Source organism: Photorhabdus kleinii, from assembly GCF_025384885.1.
GTDB classification, from domain to species: Bacteria; Pseudomonadota; Gammaproteobacteria; order Enterobacterales; family Enterobacteriaceae; genus Photorhabdus; species Photorhabdus kayaii.
The window spans coordinates 1-15612 of record NZ_JAJAFY010000010.1 but is presented as its reverse complement, the minus strand read 5'-3'; the positions used below and the strand labels follow the sequence as shown (position 1 = coordinate 15612).

Genomic DNA, 15612 nt, shown 5'->3' with positions numbered 1-15612 from the left:
CGCCTATATTGCTTGCTTGTTAATACGACAAAACTATATACCTGTTATCTTTCAAGTTGCCTCTTTCTGTTGGCTGCACTCGCTCACCCCGGTCACATAGTTCGCTATGCTCCCGGGGATTCGCTCCCTTGCCGTCGCGATCCATCTTGAAATCCATAGGGTATAGGCAGCTCATTTCCCGTTCAGATAGGATTGTATCTTGGGATAATTAAAGGCTTACCAGATTCTGGATCGCAAATAATACGGCAGGCTAGACCAAACACATCAGCGATACTCTGCTCATTGATAATCTCTTCTGGCACACCTTCGGCGTAAATTTTGCCATTTTTCATCATGATTAAATGTGAGGCGTAACGTAGTGCCAGGTTAATATCGTGTAGTACCAGCACCAACGTTTTTCCCTGTAAATGTAAACGTTGACAAAGATCGAGCATTTCAATCTGATGGGTGATGTCCAGATAAGTGGTTGGTTCATCTAACAGTACAATGGGTGTTTGTTGTGCCAATGTCATAGCAAACCAAGCGCGTTGGCGCTGACCACCGGAAAGCTCATTCACTAACCGTTGCGACATCTCCTGGAGTTCGACCGCATGTAAAGCGTCGTTAACTGCTCGCTCATCTTCTGCTGACCACTGTCGTAAAAAGGATTGATGAGCGTAACGCCCACGTGAAACCAAATCGTATACGGTCAACGCTTCGGTGATGATTGCCCCTTGTGTTAACAGAGATAGCTCACGTGCTACCGTTTTCGGTTTGTAATGTTGAATATTGTTCCCATCAAGCAGGATTTCGCCATGCTGTGGAGTTATACCTCGGCTAATGGCGCGTAGTAGTGTCGATTTTCCACAACCATTTGGGCCAATGATGACGCTGAATTCACCATCACGAATAGAAATATCCAGACACTCAACAATCGTTTTCTTGCCGTATGCTAGCGAAAGCGCTTGGGCTGTTAGTCGTGAGGCGGTGGTTGAGGAATTCATATCGAATGACATGACTTTGTTCTCCTTAATTCAGCGTACAGCAAATACATCAAATAGACACCGCCTACCCCTGCGGTGATAACTCCTATTGGCAGACGTGCCGAAGTAGGAAGTAGCAAAGTCATTAAATCGGAAGCGAGCAGTAGTAATGCTCCCACCAGTGCTGAGCAGAACAGCGCAGTGCCTTTGGCCCGTACCAAGCGGCGGGCGATTTGTGGAGCAGAAAGTGCGATAAAAGCCACCGGCCCGACAACCAGTACCGCCATTGAGGCCAGTATGACCGCCAGTGACAAACTCATAAGCTGAATGATACGTACTGGTACACCGAGCGTATTAGCAACTTCATAGCCCAGATTAACGTAGTTCAATTGCCGTCCTAGCCAGAGCAGAAGCGGAACAAACAGTATCATCGTTCCATAAATTAACCCAACATCTTGCCAGCGCCGGTTGGCGAGGCTACCGTGCAGCAGCGAAGCAAGTTGTTGCGCCTGCTCAAGGCGCACATTCGAGATAGCAAAATTAACAAATGCCATACAAAGGGCGGCGATAGCAATTCCAGAGATGACAATCCTGGTTGTTTGCATTTGTCCGGAGGCGCTAATGTTTCCTGCGTATACCAGTAGTACTGCGAAGCTGGCTCCTAGCAGCGCACCTAAAGCAACGGGGAAAACGCTAGGCCAGATGATCAGTGTGGTGACGATCCCTGCGGCAGCACCGGCATTCACGCCGATAATATCGGGGCTACCGAGTGCGTTACGGGTTGTTAGTTGAAAAAGTGAACCTGAGAGTGCCAGTGTTGCGCCCGCCCCGATAGCCACTAATGCGCGGGGTAAACGTAGCTGTGTGAGAATAAATTCCTGATAAGGAGTTGAAGTTGCTAGCCAGGGGTTATCGATACCTTGCTTACCCAGTGCTAGAGAGAGATAAAATAGCACTGCAAGCAGTAACAATATCAATAAGATGGCTCTTTGGGTCCGTTGTGGAGGTACAAGAAAAACAGCAGTTCCCAACATGAAGGTTCGAATTTTTGCCGGTCTGGATAGGTTAATCTGCGACATAATTAACTCCACGATAGGTTTTAATAACCAGATAGAGCAACGGTCCACCGATTCCTGCGGTGATAATTCCCACCATGATCTCCCCGGGTGCTATCACCAACCGCGCCAGTATATCGGAAGTGAGCAACAGGCAAGGCCCGGCGAATAGACAATAGGGTAGTAGCCAGCGGAAATCGCTGCCAACTAAAGCCCGCATCAAGTGGGGGGCAGCCAAGCCAATAAAGGCAATGGGGCCTGCCATAGCGGTAGCCACTGCCGCCAGCATAGTAGCAGTAATAAGCGACAACACGCGGGTGCGGGCAATATTGGCGCCAAGTGAACTGGCGATGCTTTCACCAAACACCATCACATTCAGGGAAGCGCCGAGTGAAAGAGTCAATATCAAGGCGAATAATAGATAGGGTATCAGTGAACTCGCTTCTGCCAGAGACATTGCGCTAAGCGATCCAATAGTCCAGAAGCGGTAACTATCCAGTACATGCGCATTCATTAATACGAAACCTTGCACAAAAGCAAATAGACAGGCGTTAATGGCAGCACCAGTCAATACCATGCGTGCTGGATTGCTATTACGTTGTCCTCCACTGAGCAGGTAGAACAGCAATGTAGCTAGACTTGCGCCAATAAATGCTGTCCAGAAGCGTGGAAGTTCATTCAGTATGGGTATGAAAGAGAAACTGACGACCACCGCAGCAGCACCAGCGTTAACACCCAGTAAACCCGGTTCGGCGAGTGGATTACGCAGCAATCCCTGTGTTACGGCACCGGAAAGCGCCAGTGCTGCACCGGCCATGATGCCAATTAACGTACGTGGTTTGCGGGCATTGATGACCAGATCGCTATAGCTACCGCTGTCACCTAACCAATAGTGATGCCATATGGTTGATAGTGGTAACATTTTTGCGCCCAGACTCAGGCTGGCAATAATACAAATGAGGGTCAGCAGTATCATGAGACCTAAGCCAAGCAGCAGTAGGGATCGGCGTTTAGGATTTGTCATGATGATTTAATTGCCTCTGCCAGAATCGGCATAAATTGTGATAAACCCCAGCGCAAACTAAGCGGTGTACCGTAAGACATAGCAACGACCAATGATTGATCGGTTAGCGGAATATAACCTCCCTGGTGTACAGCTCGGATGGATTGAAATAACGGCTGTGCTTCCACTGCTTTACGTTCTTGTTCATTATTGAACCAGGTTATTAAGATATCAGCGCCATTAAGATAATCCGCATTTTCCAGTCCAATATTGGCGGCGAAACTGCCGAAGGGATCGGCCAGTGTGCTGACCGATGGCAGTAGCGTTAAACCAAGATGGACTAAGGTATCGACGCGTGGATCGCCTTTGACGTATACCGATAGCATGTTACTGCTGATACCCGCTTTGATATAGGCGAAAGTGTAGCCACTGATACACGGGATGGTATTACCTGATTCGCGTAATATGGCATCCAGTTCAGTAGCGAGTTGCTCTCCTTGCGGCTGTTTATCTAGCGCACGAGCAATTAATTCAATCTGCTGTTGTGGTGTCGTGAGCCAAGGGGCAGATGGATAAGCGATCACTGGGGCGAAATATGATAAATGGTCATAAATTTCTTGGGTGATGCCTGATTGGGTTGCCACAATCAGATCCGGTTTGAGACGAATTACCTTCTCAATGTCTAATTCGGGGTACATATCTATCACAGTTGGCAAAGTCTCGCCACGCTGTTGTATCGCTTGTTTAAACCACGGCAGATAGCCCTGTTCATCCCCGCCCCAACGGTGGGATTCGATACCGACAGGAACGATGCCTAGATCCAGTACGATATCTTCCGCTCCTGCACCCAAGGCAACAACACGTTGGGGTTGATGTGGAATCACCGCTGTACCCAATGCGGTAGTTATTTCTTTAGGATAACCGGGCTTGTCTGACGATATATTGTCTGTTCTGGCTGGCTTATCACAGCCAGCCAGCAGACTGACCAACAGCACCAATACGGCAAACCCTTTGTAACGCTTCAATTTCATTTTTTGTTTTCCTCAAATAAATAGAAACATAAGGTTTGCCGTCCGCAGTGTCATTATGACTTTAAACTCAGAACTTATAACGCAAGATCGCTTCAATATTGCGAGGTGCGCCATAGTAATACTGAGAATATTGGCCGAACTGGGTGTAGTAGGTCTTATCAAAGACGTTATTCAGGTTAACCGTCAAAGAGAGATCCGGTGTGAATTGATAACGGCTCATCAGGTTAACCACCGCGAAACTGTCTTGCTTCGCTTGCATTGATGTTTTCCCAGGCCCATCAACGGTTAACCAGGTTTTATCCTGCCAGTTAACACCACCACCGATGGTCAGATTACTCATCGCACCTGGCAGGGTGTAGGTGGTAAACAGTTTAAACAACCTGTTTGGCGTATTGGTATTGATTCGTACACCATTAGGATCTGTTGCGCGGAATTGCGTGTAACCAGTATAAAAACGCCAGTTATCTGTCAGTTGACCACTGATTTCTGCTTCAAACCCGCGAGTTTTGGTGCCATCCACTGTATAACGAGGAATGGAGAGATCCGGTAGTCTCGGTGCATTGTTATCTACTAATGGCAGGTTATCTTGACGGATTTCAAAGACTGCCAGTGAGTAATCAAGGCTGTTATCGAAGGCAACACCTTTTAGGCCTACTTCATAGTTTTGTCCGGACACTGGGGCAAGCAATTTATTATTGCGGTCACGGTGGCTTTCCGGGTTGAATATTTCGGTGTAACTGGTGTAAATCGACAGGTCTTGAGTAATGTTGTAGATCAACCCACCATAAGGAACAAATTCGTCACTGTAGCTGGCATTCTGTGGAGTATTGAAATTATCACCGCGTGTTTGCCAACTGGTTACCCGGCCGCCGAGGATCAAGGTCAGCGGATCTGCCAGAGAAATCTGAGTGACTGCATAACCTGCGGTCTGTTCATTACGCCCTTTTGAGCCATAAGTTCGCGTATTACTCCACTCTGGTTCAGGATATTGCCAGCCAGGAGAGGTGAAGTCACCCAGTCCGGTGCAACTGCCCTTAGGCATACAAGTTGCGTTGAAGTAATCGTTTTGGAAATCTTGTTGCTGATGATTTAAGCCGAAGCTGACATGATGAGTACGGTTAAATAACCGGTAGTCACCATTCACCTGTAGATCGTAGTTCTTCTGGCGGCGGCTGCCATCAATAAGTGTCATGTTACCTGGCACCATACCAATATTGGTGCTACGGTCAGGAAAACTTGTTGCCCATAGGACTTTTTGGTCCAGAGCGTTATTATCATAAGTAAAGGTGCCTTTTACACTCCAGCCGTTGTCAAAGTTATGTTGCAGGCTGGTAAAGGTAGAGAAGGTCCGAACTTTTGAAAAAGCCCAATCAGGTGCGTAGCTGTCGCTGCGTTTATAGTCTGTTTTGCTGCCGTCTGCAAAGTAGATTGGCAAACCACCAAACATACCGCCGCGGGTGTGGTTACGTTGATAATCAACGCCTATAGTCAGCAAGGTATTTTCTGTCAAATCTGCTTCAAGAACGCCATAGAACGGGTATCTTTCGTTGTTATTGCGATCAATAAAGGAGTTGGCCGCTTGATAGGCTGTAACGAAACGCCCGCGTAGGTTGCCACTGTTATTTAACGGGCCAGAGAGATCAAGGCCAGTGCGCCATTTATCCCAAGAACCGGCGCCAGCAGAGAATTCGCCACGGAAATCACGGGTCGGACGTTTACGAATCAGGTTAACGGCTGCTGAAGGATTGCCCGGGCCAACCATCAAACCGGCTGCTCCGCGTACCACTTCGATACGATCAAACAGGTCAGCATCCAGAAGATTGTCACCATAGTTAAAGCGGGTGTCGTAGTAGGTAGCAACCCCATCACGCAGGATGTTATTGATGGACATGCCACGAGAAGTAAACCCAAAACGATCACTATCAAACTGGCGTACGCTCATACCGGTTGTGCTATCGATGACGCTATTAACACTGTCCAGATTTTCGTCAAGCATACGTTGTTTGGTCACGACACTGACGGTCTGTGGTGTTTCACGCGCCGAGAGGTTTAGACCGGTGGCGGTGACCATCGACGTGGTATTGTACATCCCGGTGTCTTCGGTCACCCCTTCATGTTCTGCTCGTGAAGCGGTGACGAGTATCTTGTCATTTTGGGCAGTGGTTTTATCGCTTGTGCTCTGTGCACTTTCCGCGACTGCGTAGCTATTTCCCATCAATACTAACTGTATCGTCATTGCAAGGGTTGTCTTTTTAATCATGGAATCCTTTCGCAAAAACGGATACATCACTTTCTTATTATTCATTACATCCCCAAATATAAGTCTTTTGGTATTTATCTATGTTGATATTTTTATTTATTGCTGCTCTGCCTGACGAAAAGTAACCGAGTATTCATGGCGTAAAGCGTATAGTGGATTCACTAAAGTTCCGGCGAATTTGAGATTCTTTTCACGATCGTCGAGATCGATCATCTGTTGATTGTTCGCCATTTGCAGACGATTCAGGCAAGTACGAACAAATTCCTGCTTAAACAGATCGAACTTGCGGAATTTTTCAATCTGATGCAGATGTTGTGACTGATAATTATGGACACAGCGTGCAACCAGTAACCAGAAACGCTCTTCGGGTAGATTAAGATCTTTTTGCAACAGCGGAATTAGGTAGCGGAAGAAACAATCGAAAATATCAAGGAAGATGTAGTTAATTTTCATGTCGTCTTCGATAGTGACGTGCAGGAAATTAATCTCTTCAGGCAGTTGAAGATCACCATTCAAAATAGCGACTTCTTCACCAATATCTTTCATCAACATTTTTGTCGGGCTGTTATTATCTAATACCAACATCAGGTTTTCGCCGTGTGGCATAAATACCAGATCATAGGTGAAGAAAGAGCGCAGTAATGGCGAGAGGTAAGCATCGAGATAACGTGACACCCACTCTTCTGCGCTTAAACCGGAATACTTTACCAAAGCTGCGACGACGGAATGACCTTGATAATCGACATGCAGCAACGAAGCCATTGTCATCAGGCGCTGGTTATCCTGCAACAGCGTCATTGGGCTTTCGCGCCACAGTGCTGACAACATTTTCTTATGTGGACTGTCCTTTTTAATGGCTGACTCAAAGTAGTTATTGAAATAACCGAGAGCGGCACGTTCCCGTAGTACGGTAAAACCCTTCTGTTGGAAGAAACTGTCATTATGGACTAAGTTACTGAGCCATTCGTTGACTGATGGGGTTGTGACCATGCTGTGTGGATCGAGCCCGCGCATAAAGCCCATGTTCAACACGGAGAGGGCAGTCTTAACGTAGTTCTTCTTCGGTTGAGTAATATTGAAGAAAGTGCGGATAGATTGCTGTGCGAGGTAGCGATCATGACCTTCTCCAAGATAAACAATATGATTATTGGCAATATCTGCCGCAAAGCTGATAGCAATACGGTGCTGCCACTGCCAGGGATGGATAGGCATCAGATAATAATCTGATGGGCATAATCCCAACATATTAAGATGGCGTTCAAATTGGGCTGGCAGGTATTTCCCTAGCTCTTCTTCTATTAATTGTTGGTATGAGAGATCGGATAATGACGAGAAAATAGCTTTATTCTTATGTACCGCAATCCAGATTAAAGTCACGGGGCTGGCGCTTTCAGGTGCATAACGCTGATAATCATCGGCATCAAAACCAATTCGGCCATTATTGGCAATAAAGACTGGATGGCCTTCACTCATTGTCGTTTCAACGACTTGATAATCGGCATAAGCTAAATCTTGGGCTGTAAGTCGGTTGTACTGATATTTAAAAGCGTGACCGTAGAGCGTACTGGATATCTCGTCGAGATAAATCGGCAGCATTTTTTCCGGGATTTCCAACAGCGGATGCAACTCAATAATCAGTTGAATAGCATCAAGCGGTTGAGATTGATTATCCCTGAATTTGGTTACGGAAGCGGCATCAATATCAATATGATCGAGCTGATAAGTTTCCGCTTGAAAATGGTATTGGTAGTCACCTATTGCCAGAGAATACTGCTGCTGTCCATGATAGGTAGGATTAATTAATTTTTCGTGATATAGCTCACGTAATATTTTTGTCACCAGATGGCGATTGGCATGGAGCCAGTTCTCTGCGTTGAGGTGCAGAGTGTGATTATTGGAGTTAATATGCAGTGAACTCATGGTGATAACAATCCCTATTCATAATCAAAAATCCTATCCAACATAGTCGTTGTACACTGGAAACAAATCGGTACGCTTAATTCTGAAATTTTCGAATATAAGCATCCTTTTCCAGGTATTCATTCCGGTTCTCTTAGACAGGTGACTTTTGGGGTATTCAATTTTGATAACATTAATACAAATTATTATCATTAACAACTGTGTAAGTGTAAGGATTTACTCTATTTTTGCTTAAATAGCAGTCAAAAATGTGGCGTTATGGCGCTGCGTTGGGATGAGTAAGATGAATTGGGGGAGAATTTTTGATCGGCTGTAACCTTCAATTAAACCCGCTTTTATACTGAGATGATGTTCAATGACATGCTGTAATTATTTCCAGAGTGAGATAGCATAATGCCCAGGCGTTTTGAAAAGCGTCTGTGATTTTTTAATATGGTTGAGGAAAAGTGTGTCTACCGCAGAGGTCATTAATACGATATCACTGACAGAGCAGGTATTGCGGGAAACCTTTGGTTATTTGCAATTCCGGCCTGGTCAGCAACAAGTTATCAATACCATTCTTGAGGGGCGTGATTGTTTAGTCATTATGCCGACTGGTGGCGGTAAATCATTGTGTTACCAAATTCCGGCGCTGGTACAGGAAGGGGTAACTTTGGTTGTTTCGCCGTTGATCTCTTTAATGAAAGATCAGGTGGATCAACTGCGGGCAAATGGCGTTGCGGCGGATTGCTTGAATTCAACTCAGGTCCGCGAACAGCAGATTGATGTGATCCGGCGTTGCCGTCAGGGCATGATTAAATTGCTGTATATCGCCCCTGAGCGTTTGATGATGGATAACTTCCTTGAGCAACTTCTGGAATGGCAACCAGCAATGCTGGCTGTGGATGAAGCTCACTGTATTTCACAGTGGGGCCATGATTTCCGACCAGAATATCGGGCGTTGGGGCAGCTCAGGCAACGCTTTCCGACATTACCTGTCATTGCGTTGACGGCCACCGCAGATGAAACGACTCGCAATGATATTGTCCGACTACTGAATCTTAATAATCCACTTATCCATATCAGCAGTTTTGACCGCCCCAATATTCGTTATACCTTGATAGAAAAATACAAACCATTGGATCAACTGTGGTTATTTATTCGCGGTCAAAAAGGTAAAAGCGGTATTGTTTACTGTAATAGCCGTAGCAAAGTTGAAGAGATATCAGAGCGTTTACAAAAACGTGGCTTGAGTGTTGCGCCATACCATGCCGGGTTGGATAACAGCCAGCGTGCGCGGGTGCAGGATGCATTTCAGCGTGATGATTTGCAAGTTGTAGTGGCAACCGTAGCATTTGGTATGGGAATTAATAAACCCAATGTTCGGTTTGTGGTTCATTTTAATATTCCACGTAATATCGAATCCTATTATCAGGAGACCGGGCGTGCCGGGCGTGATGGTCTGCCGGCGGAAGCGGTGCTGTTTTATGATCCTGCTGATATGGTATGGCTTCGCCGTTGTCTGGAAGAGAAAGAGGTGGGCACACAGCAGGATATTGAGCGGCATAAGCTCAATGCAATGGGGGCTTTTGCCGAAGCGCAAACTTGCCGCCGTCTGGTGTTATTGAACTATTTTGGTGAAAGCAAACAAACCCCTTGCAGTAACTGTGATATCTGTCTTGATCCACCAAAAAATTATGATGGCTTGGTGGATGCCCAAAAAGCGCTTTCTTGTATTTACCGGGTTGGGCAGCGCTTTGGTATTGGTTATATTGTTGAAGTGCTTAGAGGTGCGAATAATCAGCGTATCCGTGATATGAGACATGATCATTTGCCGGTTTATGGTATCGGTAAAGATCAAAGTCAGGAACACTGGGTGAGTGTATTGCGGCAGCTTATTCATTTAGGCTTTATCAGTCAAAACATTGCCAATTATTCTGCATTACAATTAACGGAAGCTGCGCGTCCGATATTGCGTGGTGAAGTTTCGCTAAAACTGGCTGTTCCACGAATACAGAATCTGAAAGGGCGTAATCAGCAAAGTAAATCGTATAGTGGTAATTATGATCGCAAACTATTTGCCAAGCTACGTAAATTACGGAAATCTATTGCTGACGAAGAAAATATCCCTCCTTTTGTTGTATTTAACGATGTCACGCTGATTGAAATGGCAGAGCAATGCCCGGTGACGGAGGGTGAAATGTTATTAATCAACGGGGTAGGGCAACGGAAACTTGAACGTTTTGGTAATGTCTTTATGGCCTTAATACGTGAACATCTAGAGGAGTTTGGATAGTCAGAGGGCAACTTATGACGCCAGAAATGTTGAAAGAAAGTTGGCTCAATCGTGAGATGCAGTTTTCTGCTTTTGCCAACGGGCCTTTATTAGATTTTTGGCAAGCCAGGGAAGAGTGTGAATTTATTGGTGTCGATAATGTACTGATACGTTATGTCCGTTTTTGTGCAACGATAAAAAATTATAGAGCGGTTGTTATCTTTCCTGGCCGTAGTGAAAGTTATGTTAAATACTCGGAAGTAGCATTTGATTTTTATCACCTTGGCTACGACATTTTTATTATTGATCATCGTGGACAGGGGCGATCCAGTAGGATGCTTGCAGATCCACAAAAAGGGCATGTAGAAAAATTTGATGATTATATTGATGACGTTGAAATATTAATAGAAAGAGAAATTCTTCCTCGTCATTATTCTCACTGTTATGCGTTAGCTCATTCAATGGGTGCGGCAATATTAGGGGGATTTTTATTACGTCACGGCCAGGTATTTGATGCAGCAGCCCTTTGTGCTCCTATGTTTGGTATTAACTTTCCTATGCCACGTTGGTTGGCAACTTTCCTGGTAAATCGGGCTGAAAAGCGGCCAGATATGCGCAACCATTATGCGGTACTAACTGGGAAATGGCGTCCGTTGCCTTATTTGATAAACCTTCTGACACACAGTTATGAACGTTATAGCCGTTACCTCCGTTATTACGCGGATAATCCGGAATTACGCATAGGTGGCCCAACATATCACTGGATGAGGGAAAGTATCTGGATTGGCGATATGCTGATAGAAAAAGCCGGAGAAATTGAGACACCGCTGATGGTCTTAGAAGCCAGTGAGGATAAAGTCATTAATAATCAGAAAATACGGGCTTTTTGTGAATTACGTAGGAGAGAGAGGGCTTTCATTGAAGAGCCGTTACTGTTAATTATTCAGGGGTCGCATCATGAAATCCTATTTGAAAAAGATAAATTACGTAGCCAGGCACTCAACGCCATTTGTGATTTTTTTGACCAGAATTGACTCAATTAAATGATAGGAACGATAACTATGTATCACATTGTTGCTTCAGATTTAGATGGCACTTTGCTGTCTCCTGATCACAAATTGACTTCTTACACCAAGGAAACTCTTAATTTACTGACCAATAAAGGCATTCATTTTATTTTTGCTACTGGTCGTCATCATGTAGATGTTGCGCAAATCCGAGATGTTCTTGGTATTGATGCCTATATGATTACTTCCAATGGCGCTCGGGTACACAATGCTATGGGTGAACTGGTTTTCAGTCACAATGTTGAGCCTGAGATTGTGCATGACTTGTGTCTAATGGAGTTTGATAACGCTGATATTTTGACGAATTATTATTGTCATGATCACTGGTATATGAATCGTGAATGCCCTGAGCAGAAAGAATTTTTTCAGGAATCAGTGTTTCATTATCAACTTTTTGAGCGTGACAACTTCAAAACCGATGATGTATGCAAAGTTTATTTTACCTGCGAAGATCATGATCTATTGGTTGTGTTGGAAGAGAAAATCAAAACACGTTGGGGTGATAGAGTCAATGTGAGTTTCTCGTTGCGCAATTGCCTGGAAGTGATGGCAGGTGGAGTGTCGAAAGGTCATGCACTTGAGCGGGTAGCCCAATCTATGGGCTATAAACTGAGTGATTGTATTGCTTTTGGTGATGGCATGAATGACTTTGAAATGCTGACGGTAGCAGGTAAGGGCTGTATTATGCAGGATGCTCACCAGCGCTTGAAAGATATCCTGCCAGAAATGGAAGTGATTGGCTCAAACGCTGATGATGCAGTTTCCCATTATTTGTGCGAAATGTATCAGGTTTAATTTATTATCCATTGTAATTACAGCGCTATTGGCGCTGTTTTTTCTTCATTTTCTTCTTCATCAGGGGGACCTAAGCGATCCAATTCTGCCAAAATCAATGGAATTTGAGCTTCTAAATCCGCAGGTCTTTTATCTTTACTCCACCAGATAAGCGGCTCACGGCGTTTATAATCCACCTTACTGACTGCTTCTTTGCCTTTTAATAAAAACTTTACCATAAAGGCGACTGCCAGTCCTTTATCATTGCCACTGCTTAAGGCCGCAAAGGTGTAACTGGTGATATTAGGGATAAAGCCACGTCCGATAAGGTTATTATTTTCATCCAGTCCGTAGACTTTGAGATATAAAATATTAGTTTTTTCTACCATACCTAATTGTGGGTAACTGGCAGCATAGGCTTTACCTTTATACCAGGTATAAAAGATTTGCCGTTCGCGATCGATAATTAATGGCGCTTGACTCTGCCAGAAAAATACACAATAGACAAAGGGTGGAATAATCAATAGATAGAGCAGAAGGAAACTTATATCAATTATCAGAAGTTGGGGGCTACTGGGGTAGTAGGTATAACGGTAATACAAATATTTTCTTAGTGATATTTCTTTATCATTGCCGATATAACGCACATCTTCCATATCCTCTGGTAGGTCATTACGCAGGTAGAATTCTTCACCATATTTCTTTTTGGCATAACCAACCCATCGATGTATAGCTTCCTCATTTTTTTTCTTGATTCTATAAAATCGTTAACGCTTAACACTAAGCTGCTGATAATTCCTAATGTTACTGGGATTAAGGTGATATTTCGGAAGCGACGCTGGGGATTCCTAACCCAACACTCCTTATCATTAAGGCAATCCAATATTTCCACATGCTTAATGGTTTCCTCGTTTTTAATATCTGGAGGTACCGCCAAGATTTCTTTTTCCCATCGAGCCAACCGCTTGGCTGGCATTGGATGAATAGTAGGAAACCATTTTTTAAGTAAATGTTTTAATCGTTGTTTCATTCGGAAAGATCTTCATCAGGGGGACCTAGGAGATCCAATTCTGCTAAAATCAACGGAATTTGAGCTTCTAAATCCGCAGGTCTTTTATCTTTACTCCACCAGATAAGCGGCTCACGGCGTTTATAATCCACCTTACTGACTGCTTCTTTGCCATTTAATAAGAATTTCACCATAAAAGCCAGCGCCAAACCTTTATCATTGCCACTACTTAAGAAGGCAAAAGAATAACTGCTGACGTTAGGGATAAAACCCCGCCCGATAAGGTTATTATTTTCATCCAGTCCGTAGACTTTGAGGAAAAAAATATTAGTTTTTTCTGCCATACCGACTTGTGGATAACGAGCGGCATAGACTTTACCTTTATACCAGGTGTAAAAAATCTGTCGTTCACGGTCAATAATTAATGGTGCCTGACGGCGCGAAAAAAATACGGCCCACACGAAAGGTGGAATAATTAACAGATAGAGCAGTAGGAAGCTTATATCAATAATGAGAAGCCGGGAACTACTTGGGTAAAAGGTATAGCGATAGTGAAGATATTTTTTCAGAGAGATCTCTTTATCGTTACCAATATAACGAGCATCTTCCATATAATTGGGTAAATCATTGCGTAGATAAAATTTTTCACCATAATCTTTTTTTGCATCGTTAACAGACTAAAGTAAATTTTTTTCCGCTGCCCGCCATGTTTCAATAAAATCGTTAACGTTTAACACCAAACTGCTAATAATCCCCAGAGTTACTGGGATAAAATTAATACTCCTGAAACGGCGCTGGGGATTCCTAACCCAGCATTCCTTATCATTAAGGCGATCAAGTATTTCCACATGTTTAATGGTTTCTTCATTCTTAATATCCGGTGGTACCGCCAGAATTTCTTTTTCCCAACGGGCCAGCCGTTTGGCTGGCAGCGGGTGAATCGTAGGAAACCATTTTTTAAGTAAGTTTTTTAATCGTTGCTTCATTCGGAAAGATCTTCATCAGGAGGACCTAAGCGATCCAATTCTGCCAAAATCAACGGAATTTGGGCTTCTAAATCCGCAGGTCTTTTATCTTTACTCCACCAGATAAGCGGCTCACGGCGTTTATAATCCACCTTACTGACTGCTTCTTTGCCATTTAATAAGAATTTCACCATAAAAGCCAGCGCCAAACCTTTATCATTGCCACTACTTAAGAAGGCAAAAGAATAACTGCTGACGTTAGGGATAAAACCCCGCCCGATAAGGTTATTATTTTCATCCAGTCCGTAGACTTTGAGGAAAAAAATATTAGTTTTTTCTGCCATGCCGATTTGTGGATAACGAGCAGCATAGGCTTTACCTTTATACCAGGTGTAAAAAATCTGTCGTTCACGGTCGATAATTAATGGTGCTTGACGGCGTAAAAAAAATACAGCCCATACGAAAGGTGGAATAATTAGTAAGTAAAGTAATAAAAATGTTATATCAGTTATCAAAATATCATTGCTATATTCATAATGATTATATCGATAATACAGGTATTTTCTTAAGGAGATTTCTTTATCATGGGCAATGTATTCATATTTTTTAAGAAAATTTGGTAGATCAGGATCCAAATAAAACTTCTCACCATAATCTTTTTTTGCATCGTTAACAGACCAAAGCAGATTCTTTTCTGCTGCCCGCCATGTTTCAATAAAATCATTAACATTTAATACCAGACTACTAATAATCCCTAGTGTGACTGGAATCAAGGCAATACTCCGGGCACGGCGTTGAGTGTTACGAATACGGCATTCCTTATTATCAAGGTAGTCCAATATTTCAACGTGCTTAATAGTTTCTTTATCCTTAATATCTGGCGGTACCGCTAGAATTTCTTTTTCCCAACGGGCCAGCCGTTTGGCTGGCAGTGGATGAATAGTGGGAAACCATTTTTTAAGTAAATGTTTTAATCGTTGTTTCATAGTGTACGCTCTCCGTCAAAACTGCCCTTAATGGTATTTTCTGCTGTGGGCTCTGCTCCCCAGAGATAGCGCAAAGGGGCGATAACATTCGCTGATTGTTCATAGTACCAGTACAGTTCACTACTACGGGGTAAAACGCCCTTCGTTTCGGTAAATACCACCTCCAGCGTTGCAGTATCGCCATTCAGTGTGAGTTTGGCTTTTTCCTGAGCTTCCTTAAATTTGGTACTACGGAAGGTATCAGGAGTATATTTGCGGCGGTTAATTTCAATGTAATCAACTTTTTCTCCCCAGTAAGAAGTTTTGGGGGAAGTCACAAAGATCCA

The 15612-nt window shown here is 43.8% G+C and carries 15 protein-coding genes; 3 read left to right on the top strand and 12 right to left on the bottom strand.

Annotated features, from left to right (window positions below; translation table 11 throughout):
* Positions 1-182: 182 nt before the first annotated feature.
* The 6 genes from LG003_RS07745 to LG003_RS07720 form a co-directional block, all read right to left on the bottom strand.
* A complete protein-coding gene (locus LG003_RS07745; RefSeq protein WP_112877262.1) occupies positions 183-995 on the bottom strand; it encodes an ABC transporter ATP-binding protein in 813 nt (270 codons plus the stop codon).
* A complete protein-coding gene (locus tag LG003_RS07740) occupies positions 980-2041 on the bottom strand; it encodes a FecCD family ABC transporter permease (RefSeq protein ID WP_262980472.1) in 1062 nt (353 codons plus the stop codon). The genes LG003_RS07745 and LG003_RS07740 overlap by 16 nt, the downstream gene beginning before the upstream one ends.
* A complete protein-coding gene (locus tag LG003_RS07735; protein WP_112877260.1) occupies positions 2028-3041 on the bottom strand; it encodes a FecCD family ABC transporter permease in 1014 nt (337 codons plus the stop codon). Before LG003_RS07735 ends, LG003_RS07740 begins: the two co-directional genes overlap by 14 nt.
* Positions 3038-4051 carry an iron-siderophore ABC transporter substrate-binding protein gene (locus LG003_RS07730; protein WP_112877259.1) on the bottom strand — a complete coding sequence of 338 codons (1014 nt, stop codon included), beginning with the start codon at positions 4049-4051 and terminating at the stop codon, positions 3038-3040. Before LG003_RS07730 ends, LG003_RS07735 begins: the two co-directional genes overlap by 4 nt.
* A gap of 67 nt (positions 4052-4118) precedes the next feature.
* Positions 4119-6356: a TonB-dependent siderophore receptor gene (locus LG003_RS07725; RefSeq protein ID WP_112877258.1), complete on the bottom strand. Its 2238-nt coding sequence runs from the start codon at positions 6354-6356 to the stop codon at positions 4119-4121.
* Positions 6357-6407: 51 nt separating this feature from the next.
* Positions 6408-8231, bottom strand: a complete 1824-nt coding sequence (locus tag LG003_RS07720) for an IucA/IucC family protein (protein WP_262980471.1) — start codon at positions 8229-8231, stop codon at positions 6408-6410.
* A gap of 448 nt (positions 8232-8679) precedes the next feature.
* Here LG003_RS07720 and recQ point away from each other — a divergent pair, with 448 nt between their 5' ends.
* Genes recQ through yigL form a run of 3 tightly spaced genes read left to right on the top strand, consistent with a single transcriptional unit; the run spans position 8680 to position 12347 of the window.
* Positions 8680-10506, top strand: coding sequence for an ATP-dependent DNA helicase RecQ (gene recQ / locus LG003_RS07715; RefSeq protein WP_112877256.1), 1827 nt, complete (start codon positions 8680-8682; stop codon positions 10504-10506).
* 14 nt (positions 10507-10520) lie between these two features.
* Positions 10521-11519 (top strand): lysophospholipase L2, encoded by a 999-nt coding sequence (gene pldB / locus LG003_RS07710; RefSeq protein ID WP_262980470.1) that lies wholly within the window; start codon positions 10521-10523, stop codon positions 11517-11519.
* 27 nt (positions 11520-11546) lie between these two features.
* A complete protein-coding gene (yigL, locus tag LG003_RS07705; protein ID WP_112877254.1) occupies positions 11547-12347 on the top strand; it encodes a sugar/pyridoxal phosphate phosphatase YigL in 801 nt (266 codons plus the stop codon).
* Between the two features lie 17 nt (positions 12348-12364).
* Here yigL and LG003_RS07700 read toward each other — a convergent pair whose 3' ends face one another.
* From LG003_RS07700 to LG003_RS07675, 6 genes are all read right to left on the bottom strand, one after another.
* On the bottom strand, positions 12365-12982 hold the full coding sequence (locus LG003_RS07700) for a hypothetical protein (RefSeq protein WP_262980469.1): 618 nt from the start codon (positions 12980-12982) through the stop codon (positions 12365-12367).
* On the bottom strand, positions 12937-13356 hold the full coding sequence (locus LG003_RS07695; RefSeq protein ID WP_262980468.1) for a hypothetical protein: 420 nt from the start codon (positions 13354-13356) through the stop codon (positions 12937-12939). Before LG003_RS07695 ends, LG003_RS07700 begins: the two co-directional genes overlap by 46 nt.
* Positions 13353-13946 carry a hypothetical protein gene (locus LG003_RS07690; protein ID WP_262980467.1) on the bottom strand — a complete coding sequence of 198 codons (594 nt, stop codon included), beginning with the start codon at positions 13944-13946 and terminating at the stop codon, positions 13353-13355. Before LG003_RS07690 ends, LG003_RS07695 begins: the two co-directional genes overlap by 4 nt.
* Positions 13947-14012: 66 nt before the next feature.
* Positions 14013-14321: a hypothetical protein gene (locus LG003_RS07685; protein ID WP_262980466.1), complete on the bottom strand. Its 309-nt coding sequence runs from the start codon at positions 14319-14321 to the stop codon at positions 14013-14015.
* Positions 14318-15286, bottom strand: a complete 969-nt coding sequence (locus tag LG003_RS07680; RefSeq protein WP_262980465.1) for a hypothetical protein — start codon at positions 15284-15286, stop codon at positions 14318-14320. The genes LG003_RS07685 and LG003_RS07680 overlap by 4 nt, the downstream gene beginning before the upstream one ends.
* Positions 15283-15612: hypothetical protein (locus LG003_RS07675; RefSeq protein ID WP_262980464.1), on the bottom strand; the 330-nt coding region annotated here is incomplete at its 5' end. The genes LG003_RS07675 and LG003_RS07680, both read right to left, overlap by 4 nt.